The 19,452-nt window shown below is 69.2% G+C and carries 16 protein-coding genes, 1 tRNA gene and 2 pseudogenes; 5 read left to right on the plus strand and 14 right to left on the minus strand.

Annotated features, from left to right (window positions below; genetic code table 11):
* A complete protein-coding gene (locus ACFFC4_RS12825; RefSeq protein WP_375501421.1) occupies positions 1-1,065 on the minus strand; it encodes an outer membrane lipoprotein carrier protein LolA in 1,065 nt (354 codons plus the stop codon).
* A gap of 116 nt (positions 1,066-1,181) precedes the next feature.
* Here ACFFC4_RS12825 and ACFFC4_RS12830 point away from each other — a divergent pair, with 116 nt between their 5' ends.
* A complete protein-coding gene (locus ACFFC4_RS12830) occupies positions 1,182-1,856 on the plus strand; it encodes a response regulator transcription factor (RefSeq protein ID WP_375501423.1) in 675 nt (224 codons plus the stop codon).
* Positions 1,857-1,890: 34 nt separating this feature from the next.
* Positions 1,891-3,336 (plus strand): sensor histidine kinase, encoded by a 1,446-nt coding sequence (locus tag ACFFC4_RS12835; RefSeq protein ID WP_375501425.1) that lies wholly within the window; start codon positions 1,891-1,893, stop codon positions 3,334-3,336.
* 116 nt (positions 3,337-3,452) lie between these two features.
* On the opposite strand, the gene ACFFC4_RS12840 is transcribed toward ACFFC4_RS12835, so the two are convergent.
* From ACFFC4_RS12840 to ACFFC4_RS12880, 9 genes and pseudogenes are all read right to left on the minus strand, one after another.
* Positions 3,453-3,635, minus strand: coding sequence for a diguanylate cyclase domain-containing protein (locus ACFFC4_RS12840; protein WP_375501427.1), 183 nt, complete (start codon positions 3,633-3,635; stop codon positions 3,453-3,455).
* A gap of 17 nt (positions 3,636-3,652) precedes the next feature.
* Positions 3,653-3,805, minus strand: a complete 153-nt coding sequence (locus tag ACFFC4_RS12845) for a hypothetical protein (RefSeq protein ID WP_375501457.1) — start codon at positions 3,803-3,805, stop codon at positions 3,653-3,655.
* Positions 3,806-4,004: 199 nt separating this feature from the next.
* Positions 4,005-4,136, minus strand: a pseudogene (locus tag ACFFC4_RS12850) (hypothetical protein); the annotation flags it as partial.
* Positions 4,137-4,649: 513 nt separating this feature from the next.
* Positions 4,650-6,452 carry a Stk1 family PASTA domain-containing Ser/Thr kinase gene (gene pknB / locus ACFFC4_RS12855; protein ID WP_375501429.1) on the minus strand — a complete coding sequence of 601 codons (1,803 nt, stop codon included), beginning with the start codon at positions 6,450-6,452 and terminating at the stop codon, positions 4,650-4,652.
* Between the two features lie 43 nt (positions 6,453-6,495).
* Entirely contained in the window at positions 6,496-8,223 is a 1,728-nt protein-coding gene (locus ACFFC4_RS12860) for a penicillin-binding transpeptidase domain-containing protein (protein ID WP_375501431.1), read from the minus strand.
* Entirely contained in the window at positions 8,220-9,740 is a 1,521-nt protein-coding gene (locus tag ACFFC4_RS12865) for an FtsW/RodA/SpoVE family cell cycle protein (RefSeq protein WP_375501433.1), read from the minus strand. Before ACFFC4_RS12865 ends, ACFFC4_RS12860 begins: the two co-directional genes overlap by 4 nt.
* Positions 9,668-10,948, minus strand: a complete 1,281-nt coding sequence (locus ACFFC4_RS12870) for a PP2C family protein-serine/threonine phosphatase (protein WP_375501435.1) — start codon at positions 10,946-10,948, stop codon at positions 9,668-9,670. Before ACFFC4_RS12870 ends, ACFFC4_RS12865 begins: the two co-directional genes overlap by 73 nt.
* A gap of 3 nt (positions 10,949-10,951) precedes the next feature.
* On the minus strand, positions 10,952-11,410 hold the full coding sequence (locus ACFFC4_RS12875) for an FHA domain-containing protein (RefSeq protein WP_375501455.1): 459 nt from the start codon (positions 11,408-11,410) through the stop codon (positions 10,952-10,954).
* Positions 11,411-11,483: 73 nt separating this feature from the next.
* Positions 11,484-12,485, minus strand: a complete 1,002-nt coding sequence (locus ACFFC4_RS12880) for an FhaA domain-containing protein (RefSeq protein WP_375501437.1) — start codon at positions 12,483-12,485, stop codon at positions 11,484-11,486.
* A gap of 189 nt (positions 12,486-12,674) precedes the next feature.
* Here ACFFC4_RS12880 and ACFFC4_RS12885 point away from each other — a divergent pair.
* Positions 12,675-12,760 (plus strand) — tRNA-Leu (locus ACFFC4_RS12885).
* Between the two features lie 206 nt (positions 12,761-12,966).
* On the opposite strand, the gene ACFFC4_RS12890 is transcribed toward ACFFC4_RS12885, so the two are convergent.
* Positions 12,967-13,125 (minus strand): hypothetical protein, encoded by a 159-nt coding sequence (locus tag ACFFC4_RS12890; RefSeq protein ID WP_375501439.1) that lies wholly within the window; start codon positions 13,123-13,125, stop codon positions 12,967-12,969.
* Between the two features lie 118 nt (positions 13,126-13,243).
* Positions 13,244-15,886, minus strand: a complete 2,643-nt coding sequence (locus ACFFC4_RS12895; RefSeq protein WP_375501441.1) for an FkbM family methyltransferase — start codon at positions 15,884-15,886, stop codon at positions 13,244-13,246.
* A 151-nt stretch (positions 15,887-16,037) separates the two neighbouring features.
* Between ACFFC4_RS12895 and ACFFC4_RS12900 the strand changes: the two genes are divergently transcribed.
* A complete protein-coding gene (locus ACFFC4_RS12900) occupies positions 16,038-16,865 on the plus strand; it encodes a TylF/MycF/NovP-related O-methyltransferase (protein ID WP_375501443.1) in 828 nt (275 codons plus the stop codon).
* Positions 16,866-16,895: 30 nt separating this feature from the next.
* On the opposite strand, the gene ACFFC4_RS12905 is transcribed toward ACFFC4_RS12900, so the two are convergent.
* Positions 16,896-17,915: a sulfotransferase family 2 domain-containing protein gene (locus tag ACFFC4_RS12905; RefSeq protein ID WP_375501445.1), complete on the minus strand. Its 1,020-nt coding sequence runs from the start codon at positions 17,913-17,915 to the stop codon at positions 16,896-16,898.
* Between the two features lie 158 nt (positions 17,916-18,073).
* Here ACFFC4_RS12905 and ACFFC4_RS12910 point away from each other — a divergent pair, with 158 nt between their 5' ends.
* Entirely contained in the window at positions 18,074-18,481 is a 408-nt protein-coding gene (locus ACFFC4_RS12910) for an adenylyltransferase/cytidyltransferase family protein (RefSeq protein WP_375501447.1), read from the plus strand.
* Positions 18,482-18,497: 16 nt separating this feature from the next.
* On the opposite strand, the pseudogene ACFFC4_RS12915 reads toward ACFFC4_RS12910, so the two are convergent.
* A pseudogene (locus ACFFC4_RS12915) lies at positions 18,498-19,452 on the minus strand (hypothetical protein); the annotation flags it as partial.

Here is a 19,452-nt window from a genome sequence, read left to right on the forward strand (position 1 = left end):
CTACTTCGCGGCGGCGGCGTACAGCGCGGCGGGATCGACGGCACCGGCGAAGATCCGTCCCTTGCTGGTCACCAGGACGCTGACCAGGCTGGACTGGAGCAACCCCCCCGAACCCCACCGACCCGACACGGGGGTGAGCAACTGCTTGAGTTCGCCGTGCGAGACGTTCACCGCCTTGCGGGTGTCCAGTTCGACGACGCGCGTCCACCCGCTGCCGACGACCCGCGTCCCGGTGCCGACCATGCGCGCGATGTCGGCGCCCACCTCGAGCGGGCGGACGGCGGCTCCGGACGGCGGCGAGAAGGTGAAGAACGTCGTGGCCGGTGCGGTGAACCGAACGCTGGTGAAGGCGACGTCGATCGACGGGCTGCTGGAACCGCGCGCGTAGACCCGCACAGCAAGCGGCAACTTCGTCGAGGCGTCGACCGAGATCTGCACCGACGCGACGCGGGTGGCGCTGGTCCGCGGGGTGAGCGTGAGCTCGTAGGCATTGCGGTCGGCGATGCGTTCGCCCGTCCGCACCTGCACCTGCGTTGTCGGCGACACCGCGGCGAGCACCTGCGAGGCCAGCGCACTCGGGCTCACTGTGGGCGCGGCCGAGGCGATCGGGTCCGACGCCGGGCGCGCGGGCAGCACCGCGTGCTGCGCGACCCGGTCGGAGCTGTTCCACAGCCACAGCTGGCGCCCGGATCGGAAGATGTCGGTCTCGTCGAGGGCGCCGAGCAGAGCCACCCGCTGCTCGTCGGCCCCGCCGTACCAGACCTGGACGGTGTGCGAGCCGGACAGCAGCGCGGTCAACGGTGTGCGATCGCCGGAGCCGCCACCCAGCGAGGGGAGCTCGGGCAGACCGAGCGAGACCCGCGAGAGCACGGTGCCGGAGAAGCCGGTGGTGGGGGCGGCCTGGACGTCGGCGAGCAGTGCAGCCGGTGTCATGCGCGGCAGGCCTCTGGACTGGGTCGTGTCGGTCTGCAACACCACGGACGCCACGGCCACTATGCCGCCGATGCCCGCGGGCACCAGCCAGCGCAGGGCACGGTGCCGGGTCAGCACGGACGGGACGTTCACTGGTCCCAGCGTGCGGGGGATCCACTGTGATCGGGCTGAGCCTCTCCAGCGATCGCCAAGGTCCACCCTGGCAGTCTGACAACTGCTGAGTGCGGACTCAGCACAGGGAGGTCGACATGCGGTTACTGATCGTCGAGGACGAGATCCGGCTGGCGTCGGCCCTGCAGCGCGGGCTGGGCGCAGAGGGCTTCACCGTGGACATCGCGCACACCGGCCCGGACGGTCTGCACATGGCGCAGGAGACGACCTATGACGCCGTCATCCTGGACATCATGCTGCCGGAGCTGTCCGGCTACCGGATCATCGAGCAGCTGCGCGCGGCCGAGAACTGGGTGCCGATCCTGATGCTCACCGCCAAGGACGGCGAGTACGACGAGGCCGACGCGCTCGACCTCGGCGCCGACGACTACCTCACCAAGCCGTTCTCGTTCGTGGTGCTGCTGGCCCGCATCCGGGCACTGCTGCGCCGCGGCGTCAAACCCCGCCCGGCCGCCCTGACCGTCAACGATCTCGTCCTCGACCCGGCTGCGCACACCGTGCGCCGCGCCGACACCACCATCGACCTCACGCCGCGCGAGTTCTCGCTGCTCGAGTTCCTCATGCGCCGGGCCGGTGACGCGGTCAGCAAGGCCGACATCCTGCACCACGTGTGGGACGCCAACTACGACGGCGACGCCAACGTCGTCGAGGTCTACGTCGGTTACCTGCGCCGCAAGATCGACGTCCCGTTCGAGCGGCAGACGCTGCAGACCGTCCGCGGCGCCGGGTACCGCCTGACCCCCGAGGGCTGACGCCGGTGGCGGTCGGCCCGCGGATGATCGCAGGGTGATATCTGCGCTGACCTCCGTCCCGCGGCGGTGGTGGTCGCGCCAGTCGCTGCGCCGACGGCTCACCCTCGTCGCCACCGCGCTGTTCTCGGTCGCGGTGCTGACCGGCGCGATCCTGCTGCTGGTGCTGCAGCGGTACGCGCTCACCAGGGTGCTCGACCAGAACGCCAGCAAGACGGCGCGCGACATCGCGGTCCAGGTCCGCAGTGGCCGCCTGCCCCCCACCGTGGCGCCTACGACGAGTGGCATCTCTGCGGTGCAGGTGCTCGACTCGCGGCTCGCGGTGCTCTCGGCCTCGCAGGGCGCCGATCACTACGTCTCGCTGATCGGTCCGGAGCAGCTGCGTGAGGTGCGTAGCGGCTCGCGCATCGAGATCAACAGCACGACCTCCGATGCCCGGCTGCGGGTGCTCGGCAAGACAGTGGGGTCGCGCACGGTGGTCGTGTTCACCGACGTCAGCCGGGTCGATGACAGCCTGCGCATCCTCACCCGGGCCGCGCTGATCGGCGGCCCGCTGGCCGTGCTCGTCCTGGCCCTGGCCACCTACCTGGTGGTCGCGTTGACGCTGCGCTCGGTGGCCGCACTGCGCAACGGCGCCGCCGAGATCACCGCCGCGGGGCTGGCCGAACAGCGGCTCCCCGTGCCCAGTGCGCAGGACGAGATCCACCGCCTCGCGGTCACGCTGAACCGGATGCTCGACCGCATCGAGTCGGCCACCAGCCGGCAGCGCACCTTCGTCGGCGACGCAGCCCACGAGCTGCGCTCCCCGCTGGCCTCGATCCGCGTCCAGCTCGAGGTCGGCCAGCGGCTGAGCCACGCCTCAGGTCACGCCGATGACGGTTGGGACGAGCTCGTCGACGACGTGCTCGTCGACGTCGACCGGCTCGACCGGCTGGTCGAGGACCTGCTGGCCCTGGCCCGGTTGGACGAAACTGCCGGCGTACGGCGTCAGCCGGTCGCGTTGGACGAACTCGTCCGCTCAGTGGTCGACGGTGTGCACACCGACGCCGTCGTGGTGCGGGCCGAGACCGATGCCGCCGACGGGCCGGCCCTGACCGACGGCGACCCCGACGCGCTGCGGCGGGTGATCGTCAACCTCGTCAACAACGCGGTGCGCTACGCCCGCCACGAGGTCGTCGTGCGGGTCGCCACCGAGGAGGGCGAGGCGCGTGGCCGCGAGGCGAGCGGCCGGCGATGCATGCTCACCGTCCAGGACGACGGGCCGGGTATCGCCGAGGACGAGCGCGAGCGGGTGTTCGACCGCTTCTACCGCGTGCAGGAGTCGCGTTCGCGCGACACCGGCGGCACCGGGCTCGGCCTGCCGATCGTGCGCGACATCGTCCGCAGCCACGGGGGCCGTGTTTGGCTCACGGCGCGCGACGACGGGCACGCGGGGTTGCGTGCCGTAGTCGTGCTGCCCGCCGCAGTCGACGCCACCCCGTGAGCAGTCGCTGACGGCGGTCAGCTCGCGGGGCGCAACTGGTCCACGCGAGACGCGTCGACGACACAATTGCGACCTTTGGCCTTGGCGGAGGTACCGGGCGTGGTCCGCACGGGCGATCACGCCGCCTGCGTCGGCAGCGTCGGCAGCGTCGGCAGCGTCGGCAGCGTCGGCCGGCTAAACCGCGCAGCCGAGGGACGGGTCGCGCCCGGCAACACGACAACGAACTCCTCACCGCCGTAGCGAGCAACGACGTCGAAGCCTCGGACGTTGTCCACCAGGGCCTTCACCAGAGCCTTCACAGGCCTTCACCAGGGCGTTAGCGCCGGTTGTACGCACCGGTCATCGGGTCCTGGAGGGTCTGTTCAAGCAGCTCGCCGCGCAGCTGATCCACGAGATGGAGTTGACGTTCTACCTCGGTGCGGGCGCGAACGAGCTCGGAGATGTCGTGGCAGACCAGGACGCGCCCCACAATGCGACCGCGGATGTCGTTGATGGCCGTGCTGCCGATGCTGACGAAGTGGCCGGAAGACCTCCACGGTGTCCCCGCCGGAATCGGAGCCGTCGAGGTCCACCAGCGGGCCGATCAGGTCGCTCGCGCCCACGCCCACGACGTCGTCCTGCCGGTCGGGGCTCACCTGCTGGACGAGCACCCGCGCAGCGGGGTTGACGTCGACGATCCGGCCGAGCGCGTCGATGACGAACACGCTGTCCGCAATGGACTCCAGCACCAGTGCGCGCGCGACCGGCAGGATCCGCAACAGCCCCTGATGCAACGCCCACGCGTTCAGCAACCCCGTCACGCTGAAGAGCGATGACGTAGTTCAGCTGACGCCGCAACAGTGGCCCGGCGTCCCGGCGCGCCCGGACGATCACCCAGAATGCCGCGCCCAGCAGCAGGTAACAGAACGCGGTGTGTGCGTAGAACAGCGGACCGAAGACGATGTGTGCGGCTCGGCCGGTAGAGCGGGTCGACGATCGACTGACAGAGCAGGAAGAGCCCGCTGACGGTGACGTCGATGCCGAAGTAGCTGATCTTCACAGCCCACATCTGCGCAGGAGCCGACAGACCGACGGTGGTGAACACGTTGGCGGCCGACCAGATGGCGCAACCGGCCAGCGTCAGCGCAGCATGACTGCGGCCTGATTACCGCGTGCGACCAGCCACGAACGCCATCCGACGGCGAGCAGGACAGCGCGGCGAACACGAAGAGCGCGGTGAACACGAAGGCCGCAGCTGCTCGACCTCCAGGCATATTTGGCTCCCTGGGCCATCGGCAGGCACGCGGCGATCCTGGGGACCCGCGTCTTATCGGTCAGCAGGCAGGCAGCGCACTACTCGACGACGCACCGCTCGACGACGGGCTGACCGGGACACCGGGGGGTTGGGTCGTCGGCGTTTCGGTCGGCGTCGGGGGCGGCGTGGTGCACGTCGGCGTCGGCTTGACGTACTTGTAGATCGTCAGGGTGATCTGCTGGTCGGGCGAGTAGTACCCGGGCTTGGGGCTCTGGCTGGCGACCGTGCCGTCCTTGGTTTCGTCGGGCGTCGTCCTGGTCTGCGTTTTGCGCTTGGTGAATTCGCTGGGAATTGTGGACGTCGCGTCGTTCAGCGTCATGCCCTTGACGTTCGGCAGCGCGATCGTGCCGGTCGATACCTCGAGCACGATCGTGGTGCCCGGCGGGACGGCGGTGAACTGCTCGGTGTCCTGCTTCTCGACCGTGCCCTTGGGGTCGGCGCTGTACACGTCCTTCTTCATGCTGCGCAACCCCTTCGCCGCCAGGGCCGCAACCGCGTCGGCGTACTTCATCTGCTCCACGAACGGCACGTTGACGAGCTTCGGCGAGTACAGCGTGTACGTGACCGCCGATCCCTTCTTGACCTCTTCGTTGACCGCCGGGGTGGTCTTACATACCTTGCCCGCCTCTACGGTCTGATTGTTGGTGCACGGGCCGCCGCTGGTCGTCGCGGCCTGCGTGGGGACCAGTCCCTGGGCGCGCAGCTTGCTGACCGCGGCGCCCGGCAGGTAGCCGGTGACGTCGGCGACCTGCACCTTCTTCACCTCGTTGCCGCCCGAACTGCCGAAGATAACGAACGTGCCGATGCCGATGACGAGCAGCAGGGCCAGCACGACGGCGGCCCAGATCCAGCCCCTGCGATGCGAATCGTCGTCGCCGTCGTCGATGGGCATCGGCCGCGGTCGCACCGGCGGAGGCGGGGTACGGGCGATGAACTGCGTCCGCTCGGCGTCGGTCATGACCGCCTCGGCCACGACGGGTTGATTGGCGAGCGCGCGCTGCAGGTCGGCACGCATGTCACCCGCCGACTGGTAGCGGTTGAGCTGGTTCTTGGCCAGCGCCTTCATGACGATCGAGTCGAGCGCGCGCGGGATGTCGGGGTTACGCGCCGACGGCGCGACCGGGTTCTCGCGCACGTGCTGGTAGGCCACCGCCACCGGCGAGTCGCCCTGGAACGGCGGCACACCGGTGATCAGCTCGTAGAGCAGGCAGCCGGTGGAGTAGACGTCCGAGCGCGCATCGACGGTCTCGCCCCGGGCCTGTTCGGGCGAGAGGTACTGGGCGGTGCCGATCACGTTCGCGGTCTGGGTGACGGTCGCCGAGGTGTCGGCCACCGCACGGGCGATGCCGAAGTCCATGACCTTCACCGCGCCGGCCTGGGTGATCATCACGTTCGCCGGCTTGATGTCGCGGTGGATGATGCCGTTGCGGTGGCTGAAGTCCAGCGCGGCGTCGATGTCGGCTGCGATCTCCATGGCGCGCCGCGGCGGCAGGGCGCCCTCGGACTTCAGGACGTCGCGCAGCGTGCGGCCCTCGACGTGCTCCATGACGATGAACGGGATGGACGTGCCGTCGGGTGCGGCGTCCTCGCCGGTGTCGTACACCGACACGATCGCGGGGTGGTTCAGACCGGCGGCGGAGTGCGCCTCGCGGCGGAACCGGTTCAGGAACGACGGGTCGCGGGCGAGGTCGGCGCGCAGCACCTTGATCGCGACCTCACGGTTCAGGCGCGTGTCCAGGCCGCGGTGCACCTCGGCCATGCCGCCGTAGCCGATCAGCTCGCCGAGCTCGTAGCGATCGCCAACCATCCGCGGCTGCGTCATCGTCCATCCTTCGTCATTGGTGCGGGCAGAGTCGTGGTGGTCATCAGTTCGTCCCGACGTCGCGCAGGTAGGCCTCCATGACCTGGCGGGCCTTGGGAGCGGCATCCTCGCCGCCCGTGGCGTCGCTGTCCTCGAGGATCACCGCGACCGCGATCTTCGCGGAGCCCTTGACCAGGGCGAAGCCCGAGAACCACGAGTGGGCTGGCAGCGCCTTGCCGTTCGCGTCCTGGTGGTCGGCCGTGCCGGTCTTGCCGCCGACGACGACGTTCGGCAGATCGGTGATCGCCGCCGCCTTGCCCGTGGCGTCGTCGCCGGCCTCCTTGCCGGTGACGACGTTCTCCATCATCGTCACGAGCTCGGAGTCCAGGTCGGGGTCGATGACCTGGCTGAGCTGAGTGGGCTTGGTCGTGTCGAGGATCGAGGTGTTGGGGCGGCGGGTGTTCTTGACGAGGTAGGGCTGGTACAGCGTGCCGTTCTGCGCGACGGCGGCCGAGATCATCGCCGCCTGCAACGGGGTGATCGCCACGTTGCGCTGCCCGAAGGCGGACTGCGCCAGCGCCACCGGGTCGCTGCCCAGCTCGCTGACGTCGCCGATCGTCGACCCCGCGGTAGTCAGCGGGATCTTCAGCGGGGCGGTGTCCAGGCCGAACAGCTTGGCCTCGGCAGCGATCTTGGCGACGCCCAGCTTCTCGACGGCCAGCGCCGCGAACGCGGTGTTGCAGGACTTCTCGAGCGCGAAGTCGAGCGTGGCCGAGCGGCTGCCGTTCTTGCACTGCTCGCGATAGCCGCTGGACAGCGTGAAGTTGTGGATGCACGGCCCGGTGTCGTTGGCCGCGCACGGCGTCTGCTTCTGGGTCGCTGCTGCGTCGTCGGGCCAGTAGTACTGCGGCGCGAAGATCTGGTCATCGGGTTTGATGCCGGCCCTCAGTGCCGCAGCAGCGACGATCACCTTGAAGATCGACCCCGGCGGGTAGGTGATCTTGAACGCGCGGTTGTTCAACGGCCCGAGCTCCGTCGGGTTGGCCTTGAGAAAAGCGGTCGGGTCGTCGGGGACGTCGCTGCACCCCTTCGACGTCGGGCTGGGCTCCCGCTTGACGATCTCGGCCTGCAGCCGCGCCTTGTACTTCGCGTCGGACTCACCGGCGTTCTGCGAAGGCAGATCGTTGTAGCAGGAGGCGGCGTGCGAGATCTCGTCGGAGCTGTGCGAGCTCAGTGCGGTGGGGTCGTAGGACGGCGTGGACACCGCGGCCAGGATCGCGCCGGTGGACGGGTCGAGCGCCACGATCGCGCCGGGCCGGTAGGTGCCGTTCGACAGCCGCATCGCCTTGTAGGCCGCCGTCTGCGCCGCCTTGTTGAGCGTCAGCTCGACGCTGCCGCCGCGCGGGTCGCGCCCGGTGAGCAGGCTGGCGAGGTTGGTGGTGAACAGAGTCGGCGAGTCGCCGCTGAGCACGTCGTTCTCGGCTTCCTCGATGCCCGACGAGCCGTAGATGAACGAGAACGAGCCGGTGACGGGGGCATAGATCGGCCCCTGCGGGTACGTGCGCAGGTACTTCAAGGACTCGTCCGGGGTTGCCCGCGACTGCGCGACCGCGGTGCCGTCGACCACGATCTGGCCGCGCGGGTGCGAGTACTCGTTCAGCAGCACCCGGCGGTTGTCGGAGTTGTCGCGGTACGAGCTGCCCTGAACGACCTGCACGACGTTCAGGTTGACGAACAGTGCCAGGAACAGCACCGCTACCGCGACGGACACCTTGCGGATAGGCCTGTTCATGTCACCACCGCCGGTTGCTCGGCCGTCATCGCCCGCGCCGGTGGGGTGGTCGCCGGACGGCGCGCCGCGTCGGAGATGCGCACGAGCAGCGCCAGCACCGCCCAGCTACCGAGCAGCGACGACCCGCCGTAGGACAGGAACGGCGCGGTCAGGCCCGTCTCGGGCAGCAGCCGGGTGACCCCGGCAACGACCACGAACAGCTGGAGGGCGACGAGGAAGGCCAGGCCGCAGGCCAGCAGTTTGCCGAACGAGTCGCGCACGGCCAGCCCGGCGGCGAACCCCCGTGCCACCAGCATCGCGTAGACGACGAGCAACCCGACGAGGCCGAACAAGCCGATCTCCTCACCGAACGAGGCGATGATGTAGTCGGTGCTCGCGAGCGGTACGAGCTCGGGGTGGCCGGCGCCCAGGCCGGTGCCGAAGATGCCGCCGGTGCCCAGGCCGAACAGCGACTGCTGCAGCTGGAACGACGGTTGGTAGTTCGGCTGGTTGTACTGCTGCGCGAACGGGTGCAGCCACACGCCGACGCGCAGCTGCACCGTGCCGAAGAGCTGGTAGGCCACGTAGGCCCCGCCGGCGAAGAGCAGCACGCCGATGATCACCCAGCTGACCCGCTCGGTGGCGAAGTACAGCAGCACCACGAACAACCCGAAGAACAGCAGCGACGTGCCGAGGTCGCGCCCGCGCACGAGCACGCCGATGCACAACAGCCAGGCCAGCAGCAGGGGCCCGAAGTCGCGCCCGCGCGGGAAGTCGATGCCCAGGATGCGGCGGCCGGCCAGGGCCAGCACGTCGCGCTTCTGCACCAGGTAAGCGGCACCGAAGATCGTCAGCAGCACCTTGGCGAACTCGCCGGGCTGCAGCGAGAACCCCGCGACGCGGATCCAGATGCGCGCACCGTTGACCTCGCTGAAGCGGGCCGGCAGCACCGCAGGCAGCATGAGCAGGAAGACGCCGACGAAGGCCAGCGTGTACGCGTAGCGCTGCAGCACCCGGTGGTCGCGCACGACCAGCAGCAGGCCGAGGAAGACCACCACGCCGAGGGTTGTCCACACCACCTGCGTCGGGGCCTGCGCCCCGGCGAACGGCACGCCGTTCTGGGCCGCCTGCGTCTTCATCCCGAGGTCCAGGCGGTGGATCATCACCAGCCCCAGGCCGTTGAGCAGCACGACGAGCGGCAGCATCAACGGGTCGGCGTAGCGGGCGATCCTGCGGATGACCAGGTGCGCGGCGAGGCCGGCGGCCAGCGGTACCGCCGCGTAGGTGACCAGGTGCGAGGACAGGTGCCCGTCGTGCGCCGCCTCGACCGCCCCTTCTGCGCCGACGACGATCAGCACCGCGAAGGCCAGCAGCAGCAGTTCGAGGTTGCGGCGGGTCGGGATGCGCAGCGTGGGGTTCAGCGTCGACTTCAGCGTCGACCCCCGCGTCGAGTTGTACGAGCTCGTCACCGGCGACACCCCTGGCGCGGCGTGGCGGACGTCGAGGTCCTCGGCGCCGTCGAGGTGGCCACTGGGCACAGCGGCAGCTGCTGGCTGCGCAGGTTGACGATGATGCTCTTGGCTTCGGACTTGCTGCCTGCCGTGATGCCGTCCATCACCTGCGAGCGCACCGAGGGGTAGAGGTCGTCGAGCCGCAGGTCGCTGAGCTCGTAGACCTTGAAGAACTTCAGCGGACCGAACTCGGTGTTCACCCCGCGGTAAATGGCGACGTCGTTGTCGGCATGCCCTACGAAGTACTGGCTCTGCGTCCAGGCGTAGGTGCCGCCGAGGGCTGCGGTGATGAACAGCAGCACGACCAGGACGAGCAGCCACGGGCGCCACCACAGGCGGCGGTGTCGGGTGGGTTCGGCGGCCTCGCTGCTCGTGGTCCGGGTGGCGAGCGGCCGTGACATCAGCGCGGCACGCTCGGCGGCGCTGTCGTTGCCCGGGACGTCGGCCGCGGCCGGGTCGACGAACGCGCCGGCGATGACGGGCGTGTCGTCGATCTTGTCGCCGACCTTTGCGTTGAGGACGTCGGAGACGATCACCGTGACGTTGTCGGGCCCGCCACTGCGCAGCGCGAGCTCGACGAGCCGGTCGGCAGCCTCCTGCGGGTCCTCGATGTGCAGGGTCTCGGCGATGGTCTCGGCCGAGACGACGTCGGACAGCCCGTCCGAGCACAGTACGTAGCGGTCGCCGGCGCGGGCCTCGCGGATCGAGACGTCGGGCTCGACCTCGGTGCCCAGCAGTGCGCGCAGGATGACCGACTTGCGGGGGTGGTCCTTGGCCTCGTCGGGGGTGAGCTTGCCGGCGTCGACGAGGTACTGGACGTAGGTGTCGTCGTGGGTGATCTGCGTCAGCTGGCCGCCCCGCAGCAGGTAGGCCCGCGAGTCGCCGACGTGTACGAGCCCGACCATCCCGGTCCCAGCCCCCCCGACGAAGCGCAGCGCGGTCAACGTGGTGCCCATGCCGTCGAGTTCCTTGCGCTGCGCCACCGCCTGCGAGATGCCGTGGTTAGCCTCGGCCACCGCCGCGCGCAGGGCGCCCATGAGGTCCTCGATGCGGCGGTCCTCGTCGAGCGGTTCGAGGGTGCTGATGACGATCTTGCTGGCCACCTCGCCGGCCGCGTGCCCGCCCATGCCGTCGGCGATCGCCAGCAGCCGCGGACCGGCGTAGACCGAGTCCTCGTTGTTGGTGCGCACAAGACCGAGGTCCGAGCGCACGGCGTAGCGCAGGTAGAGGGCCACGAGCTATCTCAACTCCAGGGCCGTCTTGCCGATCCGTAGCGGCACCCCGACGTCCATCGGCACCGGGCCGTCCAGCTTGCGCTGGCCCAGGTAGGTGCCGTTCGTCGAACCCAGATCTTCGACGACCCAGCGGCCGTCGGCCAGGCTGATCCGCGCATGCCGGGTGCTGGCGTAGTCGTCCTCGAGGACGAGGGTCGAGTCGTTCGCGCGGCCGATCAGCACGGGCGCGCCGGTGAGGCCGATGCGGGTGCCGGTCAGCCCGCCCTCGGTGACGAGCAGATGCGTCGGGGTGCCCGGGGCCTGCCGGGGGGCCGGCGAACCGCCACCAGGCCCCTTCCCGCGGCGCCGCGCCGGCGGCGGCACCGCGATGCGCGGCTGCCCGCTGGTGCGCAGGTCGCTGCGGATGACCCGGATGCAGGCGAGCACGAACAGCCACAGCAGCGCCAGGAAGCCGAAGCGCATGAGCTGCAGCGCCAGGGCCGAGTTCACGGCCGCACCGTGGGCGGCCGCTGACGCAACGTCGTCAACCGCACCGTCATGAGCGATCTTGGTGGAACACGATGCGCGTATGACCCACCCTCAGCACGTCTCCGTGGCGAAGCAGCTGACTGTTGATCTCGTGACCATTGACCGTCGTGCCGTTGGTCGAGCCCAGGTCGTAGGCAGTGGCGACGTTGCCGTCGAACTGGATGTCGACGTGCCGGCGCGAAATGCCCTGGTCGAGCAGCTGCAGGTCGGCGTCGGTGCCCCGGCCGATCACGTTGTTGCCGGTTCGCAGTTCGAAGCGGCGGTTGGTCTGGTCGACGATGAGCGAGGCCTGCGCGACCCGTGCGGGGGGTGCTGGGGGCGCCGGCGGCGCGGCGAAGCCGGGACCACCGCCGTAGCCGGCGGCGTAGCCGCCGTTGCCCGGGGACGCCGGGAAACCGGGCGGGCCGTAGGACTGCCTGGCGTACGGCGCGGGCGGCGGGGCGGGTGAGTACGGCGCATCGGGCACCTCCTGCGGAACCGGCGCCGCATAGGCCGGCTGCTCGGCGTAACCGCCCTGGCCGTACTGCTCGTCGTCGGGGTACTCACCCGGGCTCATGCCGGGGACGATCGGCAACGAGAGCGAGTCGTGCGGGCGCCGGCGCGGCGGCGCCCCGGGTTCCATCCGGGAGGCAACGCCGAAAACGCCGGTGTGCAGCTCGTCGTCGCGGGCCAGGTAGACCTCGATGTCGCCGATCGTCGTCCACTGGTTCTCGTCGAGGTACTCCTGGACGAGCTCGGCCAGTGAATTGGTCAGCTGGACCTCCCACGGCACGAGGCGGTCATGATCCGACGGCGAGAGCGTGACGCGGTAGCGATTCGGGGACAGCACCTGTCCACCACCAGCGCCGCCACCACCGGCGCCCTTGCCCATGACGCTGCGCTTGTCGGAGGCTTCCCGCTGCAGCGCGGTGCCGATCTCGACGGGCTCGACCTGGCCCTTGAATACCCGTGCGAACGCGCCGCCGACTAGGCCCTCGAGACGACGCTCGAAGCGCTGGGCCAGGCTCACGACGTCTCCTCACTGCGTACGGTTCCGGGTCGGCGGGCAGGTCATCCGCTGGCGCGGCACGGCCGGCGCGTCGGGTGACGCGCATCTGGCGGAGTCTATCGGTCCGGGCTCAGCAGGCCCGGTATCCGCACTCAGCCGCGTGCTACCGTTGCGGACGCCAATCAGCGCCAATCAGCGCCGATCAGCGCCGGGCAAGTGGCGGAATGGCAGACGCGCACGGTTCAGGTCCGTGTGTCCGAAAGGACGTGGGGGTTCAACTCCCCCCTTGCCCACCACGGGCTGTTCGTGGATCAGCCCGATTTGGTTCGCGGAACTGCCTGACGAAAGGCCCCACCAGCGATCCGCTGGCGGGGCCTTCGTCATGAGGCGTCACCGTTATGCAGACACGACGAGATGCAGACACGACGAGATGCAGACACGCACGGCCCGCGTGTCTACACCTCGTCATTCCCCACTCGCGGCCCAGCTCAGTACGCGGAGTTCAGAACGCGTAGAACGGCAGGGCCCGGATCGGCTTGTGGTCCGACGGGATGTCCGGCTTGCAGGTGGCAGCCGATCCGTGAGCGCGACAGATCGCCAGCCCCACGACGGACCTGGTCGGCAACGAGCTCGAACGGTGCGTCATGCGGGGGCCGCTCATGATTGCGACATCAGGCGTCCCCCCCGGAAATTACCCGCACCCGCTGCGCTTCTCCGATTCTCACCGAATTGTTCGAGACCGCCCGGCGCACGCCTCGTGCGTGCGCGGCCGGGGGAGTTCACCTGAGTGTCGGGGCGGTGCTCGCGCGCACCATGACGCAGTCGTACTCGATGACCCGCCCGTCGGGCTCGGTGGTCACCGGATACATCCCGCTGATCTCGAACCCGGCAGATTCGTACGTCGCGAGGGCCTCTGGCATGCGCGGCATCCCCTCGTAGATCAACAGCAGCGCGACTTCGGACTGCAGCCCGACGATGTCGCTCACCCGATCCCCCAGACCGCGGAAGGTCTCGAGGTCGAAGCCCTGGGTGTCCATCTTCAGGAAGACCCGGGGCGGCGCCCCGTCCGCCCGATGCACATCGGCCACCAGATCGTCGAGCATCGTCTCGAGTCGGCGCAGGGGCACGTCCACCACGTGCTCGTCCTTGTCGGCGAAATCCCGCAGCGTGCCGAAACGACCTTTGCCGTAGTCGCTGGCCGGCAACAGCGAGCTGAAGGTGCGTTGGACGCGGATCGGTACCGTGCCCTCGCTGGACCCGAGCGCGATGCGGTACACGCTCCACTGCGAGTCGTTGGCCGCCAGCTTGTCGACCGCGTCGGCGAAGTGTGGCACCGGTTCGAAGGACGCGATCCGGCCGCGGTAGCCACTGCGTCGCAGGTTCTGGCCGTACTGGCCGGTGTTGGCCCCGACGTCCAGCACCAGGTCGACGTCGTAGCGGGCCAACAGCCAGGTGACGTGCCGGGCAGCCAGGTGTTGCAACGTCTGGTTCTCGAGGTGGATGTCCGCAAGCGCTCCGGTGTCCGGACGGCTGATGAGCCACCCCCGCGATCCGACCTCGTCGATGTGGGGCGCGGCGGCTCCGGGCTTGCCGAGCACCCAGTGCTGGTCGCCGAGGCGGTCGGCGGTGAAGGCGCCGCCGGCTTTGTCGCCCTTGCTGACGATCCAGCTGCGCCCCTTCACCAGGGTGGCCACCTTCGGCGCAGTGGATCGGCTCACCAACACCTGGCCGGCGCCGACCTTGGTGACGCTCAGCCCCATCCGACGGGCCGACGCCAGGGCGAGGCGCCACGCCTGCTTCTTCATCCGCCGGCTACGCCGGGTGTGCTTCGCCGGCGTGGCCGGGGACGACGTGGTCGTGGGCATCTGGTTTTCCGTTCCTCGAGATGGTGGGGGCGCGACGGGGCGGATACTCATGGCGAGGGCCCCGCTCTTGGTCCAGTACGGCCGCGCACGCACACCGTCGAGGACTGCCGGCGCCGGTTCGTCCGTGCCCTCGGGGGCCTGCAGGCCGACGATGCGCTGGATGCCGCACGAGGTGATGACCGCGACGAGATCCCACACGCCGACCGGCAGTTGTGCGCCGGCGGCCAGAGTGTTCACGTCGAGGCGCATGGTCGCCGACCACGCCAAAAGGCGATCCGTGCCGTCCGCCGCCACGTTCGTGAGGGCAACGGGCACTCGCCATTCCTCGGACGACCTACGCAATCGCACACGGACCTGCACGCTGCTGCCAGCGAACTGGTTCGTCACGTCGGAAGGTTCGTCGTCGGCGTCCAACCTCAGCGCAAGCAACGACTCGCCACGGCGCTCGAGGGACAGCGCCACGCCGTGTCGTTGCAGGGCAACAGCGAGGTCGACGGTCAGCACCGAGTCGTCCCAGCTCACCGTGCCGACAACTGCCGAACCGGCGATCTCCTCCTGGGCGCGGATCCGTCGCTTCAAAGCGTCCAGGTCACCCCGCTCGATCCGACGGATCCACTCGCGATTGCCGGCGTCCAGGCGTGCGATCGCCGACGGCGGCACCTTCGTGGTCAGCAGCCGCCGCACGTGCGAGAGCACCGCGACCTGGTCCTCCGGCGACTTGGTGAACAACGCCGGCCGGCTCACGTGGCTGACGAGTTCCGCGCGAATCAGCCGGTCGAAGGCCATGTCCTGGTGCGGGCCCGGTTCGGTTTCGGCCAGCACGATGTCGAGGATCTTCTCGACACTGGCGAAGTACTCGTCCTCCGTGGCACGCGTTTGGGTGAGGTGGCCGCCGTCGGTCCGGCGCTCGAACACGTAGCACGGACGGGAACCGACGATGCTGACCCGCTCGGCCCGCAAGTATGCCGCCACCATGAACTGGAAGTCCTCCAGACGTACGCGGCCCTCGCCGAAGCGCAGCCCACGCTCTCGCAGGAAGTCGCGGCGGAACAACTTCTGGCAGGTGAGGCTGGTGAAGACCCCGGGTGTCTCGCGCCAGTTCGTGCAGCGGTCGCCCCGGTCGAAGACGGCCTGCGGCATCTGCCGGCGGCTCCCCACCGGCCGCACCATGACGACGTCGGCGTTGTCGTGGACCGCGCGGTCGAGCATGGCCTCCAGCGCGTCGGGTAGCAGCCAGTCGTCGGCATCGCAGTAGAACACGTACTCCCGGGTCGACAGGTCGGTGCCGATGTTGCGTGGCCGACCGGGCCAGCCCGAGTTCGTGATGTGCTTGACCCGGATGAGGTCGGGATGCTGTTTGGCGGCAAGATCAAGACGTTCCGCGGTCCCGTCGGTCGAGCCGTCGTCGACCACGATGACGTCGTAGCGCGCTCGGTCGAGAGACTGGTTGACGAGCGAGTCCAGACAACGGTCGAGATAGCCGCCGACGTTGTACGCCGGAACAACGACGCTGAGGCCCGGCTCGCCGTGTCGCCTGCCGGCAAAGCTGCGGATCACGGTTCGTGAGCCTAGCCAGTGCTGGACATCTCGCACCAAGCACGGCCCTCACGCCCGCACTCCGTTCGGGCCGGACAAGCCGCCATGCCTGCGGTTCGCTCCGCAAGCGTCGCTCACGCGATTCGAGGCCCGGGTGTGCTTGCATGGGCCGATGTCCTATCGGTCTCACGTCAATACCGTCCTGCGTCGGGCAACCGGCTACGAGCTGCGCAAGCCGCCGACGCCTAAGCAGGCCGCGCCGAAAAAGCCGGCGAGCAAGCCAGCCGCGCCGACGTCGGCCAAGCCCGCGAACACGCGCGCCCAGCGCGTCCCGAAGGACTTCGACGAGACGATGGCCGACATCGTGCGGGCCGTTCTGCCCTACACCATGACCAGCTTCGACAAGCTGCACGCGACGATCACCGCCACCCGCTACGTCGCGCGTTACGACGTCCCCGGTGACATCGTGGAATGCGGGGTGTGGCGCGGGGGCAGTATGCACGCCATCGCCCGCACGCTCGACAGCGTCGGCGTACACGATCGCGATCTCTACCTCTATGACACGTTCGAGGGCATGACCGAGCCCACCGAGGACGACGTCCGCCACGACGGCTCGAGCGCCGCTACCGCGCTCGCCACCCAGGACAAGGACAGCATGGTCTGGGCCGTCGCCTCGCTCGACGACGTCCAGGAGGGCTTCGCCACCGTGCCCTACCCGAAGGAGCGGGTGCATTACGTGAAGGGGCCGGTCGAGGAGACCGTGCCGGCCACGATGCCCGAGCGCATCGCCATGCTGCGCCTCGACACCGACTGGTACGCCTCTACCGCGCACGAGCTGACCCACATGTACGACCGGCTCGTGTCCGGCGGGGTGCTGGTGATCGACGACTACGGGCACTGGCAGGGTTCCCGCAAAGCCACCGACGAGTTCCTCGAGCGCACCGGTGAGCGGCTGCTGCTCGTGCGCACCGGCAGCGGGCGGATCGCCGTCAAACCCTGACGGTCAGCGGTCGACGCCCGAACTCACCGGTCACGTCTCGGAGCGGCGGGCCCGGTACGCCGCGCGAGCCTGTCGGGCGCCCTGCACCGCGATGCCCGGCGCCCACCGGGTCCAGCGCGCCTCGCGTTCGAACGCACGCAGCTGCCTGCGCGCCTCGCGCAGCTCGTCGCGGATGGCGCGCAACTCGCGCGACAGGTCGCCGATGCGCTCATTCGCCACGCCGTGATAGCCGACCGAGTCGATGGCATCGGCGGTCCACGGAGCGTCGCTGAGCCTGAGCTCCGCCAGCTCCCAGCGGCCCGGGAACGCGACGAAGTCGACGCGGTAGGCCTCGGCGATGGCGGCTGCGGTCTCGGCGTCGAGACACTCACGGGTCATCCGCAGCGGGCTCTCGTTGGCCCGCGGCAGGTACAGCTCCTGGTCGCGGCCGAGCCCGGCCAGATGGGCATGCAGGTCGCCCTGCAGCTCGCGCATCTCGGACAGGCTGTAGATGCGTGAATAGTTGACGATGTCCGGGTGCACGGAGTCGACCTGCGGCATGAAGTGCGGGTCGCGGCGCAGTTCGGCATGCGAGAGCCACGGCGTAGCGCGCACGAAGGTCCGCCAGTCCGTCAGGACGTCCTCGGGCGTTTTCGGGACCCGCGGGAACCAGGGCTGGTCGGCGTACCGGGCTACGTAGGACGCGTGGCGGACGAGCAGCTTGGACTGCCAGGCCGAGAACAGCCGCGTCCATGGGTCCCGCACGACGGCGAAGATGAACCAGCCGTTGTCGCGCGAGATCTCGGCCCGCTGCTCGGGCGGGACGTGCTTGATCTGCGGCGCGTGCTCCCAGGTGTCGCGGTGGGCGTGGATGGTCATCAGCCGGGTCTGGTGGTCGCCGGGAGCCCGGTAGAACGACGTGAAATCCTCTCCGGCAAGATCCGCGATCATCCAGCGCAGGCTCGAACACGACACCTTGGTCGTCGAAACGTAGACGATCTTGTGATCGCGCAGCACCCACGAGTTGCCCGGCGGCCAGGCGCCCGAAGCTAAGAGCGGAGTGAACGGCACACAGCATTGTTCCATTCGCCGGACCGGTGCGGGCTGTCCATCGGCGGTGATCCGCCTGCGGATCGCCACTTCGCTAGGGTCACCCGCATGACGACCCTCCGCTGCGCTCCGGGTGCCGAAGGCCATTGCGTTGTGTCCTGCTCCGACTGCGTCGTCGCATGACCACTGTCATCACCTTCGGCACCTTCGACGTCCTGCACGTCGGGCATTTGCGCATCCTGCAGCGGTCCCGGGCGCTGGGTGATCGGCTGGTTGTCGGGGTGTCTTCCGACGCCCTCAACATGTCCAAGAAGAACCGGCAGGCGGTGTTCAGCCAGGATGAGCGGTGCGAGCTGGTGGCCAACCTGCGCTGCGTCGACGAGGTGTTCGTCGAGGAGTCGCTCGAGCTGAAGCGGCAGTACATCGAGAAGTACGCCGCGGACATCCTCGTCATGGGCGACGACTGGGCCGGGCGCTTCGACGAGTTCAACGACATCTGTCGGGTCGAGTACCTGCCGCGGACCCCGTCGATCTCCACCACCGCCGTCATCGAGCACATCAGTGGCATGGCCGGCGGGAACGCGTGAGTCTCCGCGTACGCCGCTACCGTGCTGACGAACGAAGTCGCCGCTGCCAGGTCGCGGCATAGAAGCCGTCCACTTCGGCAGTGCGCAGTACTACAACATCGTCGCGGATCGCGATCCCTGGACGTACCGGATGCAGTGCAGCTCTGATCAACTGCGTCGACCGGTCTCGGCGGACCAGCACCAGATCGGTGGGGGTCGTCGGGCCGGCGCCGTGGCGGTCCAAGCGCAGTTCGACTGCCCAGGACCTCGCTGACCCCAGCTCTGGCAGTCTGACCCGAGCGATTCCGTGGCCCGTACGACCACTCTCCGGACCAAGGATCGTCCGCAGGATGTGCCGGGCCCGACCAGGCTGCTCCGGCACCAGGTGGATCTCCAGGCGCGGGCCACGACCGGTGATGTGCACAGGCAGGTGCATCGTGAGCGTCGACGCGGTGATCTTTGCCGAAACGGTGCCGACACCGACAACCGGATCCAGCAGTGGCCTGTGCGTTTGGTCAACGTCGAGTGCCAGGCCCTGCCCCGTCGAATACGCATCGATCGGCCGGTTGCCCACGACGGCAGGCGCAAGGGTGACGCTCGACGGGTGAATGGGCAATTCGAGCGTCGACCCCGCCGCCCGGACCTCGACAGTGGCGTCCCACACGCCCGAGGTGAGCGCGGCGCCGTCAGCCGCCGTGAGCGGTTCGACGGACCCACTCGCCAGCCATTGCCCTGGGGCGTCACTGGCGTCACTGGCGTCACTGTTGTCACTGTCGTTGCCAAGTCCAGGTACAACGTTCAGCGGACTGGACCACCCGGGGCCGCCGTTGCGTCGGCGCAGCGACAGGGTTGCTTGCACACCGTCGGACGAACCTGTCCTGTCCCGGGCCTCGGCGGTGAATCGGCATTCCAGGTTCAGTGCGGTGCCGTCCCAACCGGCGTGGGGAGAGTCCCGCCGAGTGGTGTAAGTCGGGTTCCTGATCGTGGTGACC

The organism is uncultured Jatrophihabitans sp. (assembly GCF_964244045.1).
In the GTDB taxonomy this organism is placed as follows: domain Bacteria; phylum Actinomycetota; class Actinomycetes; order Mycobacteriales; family Jatrophihabitantaceae; genus Jatrophihabitans.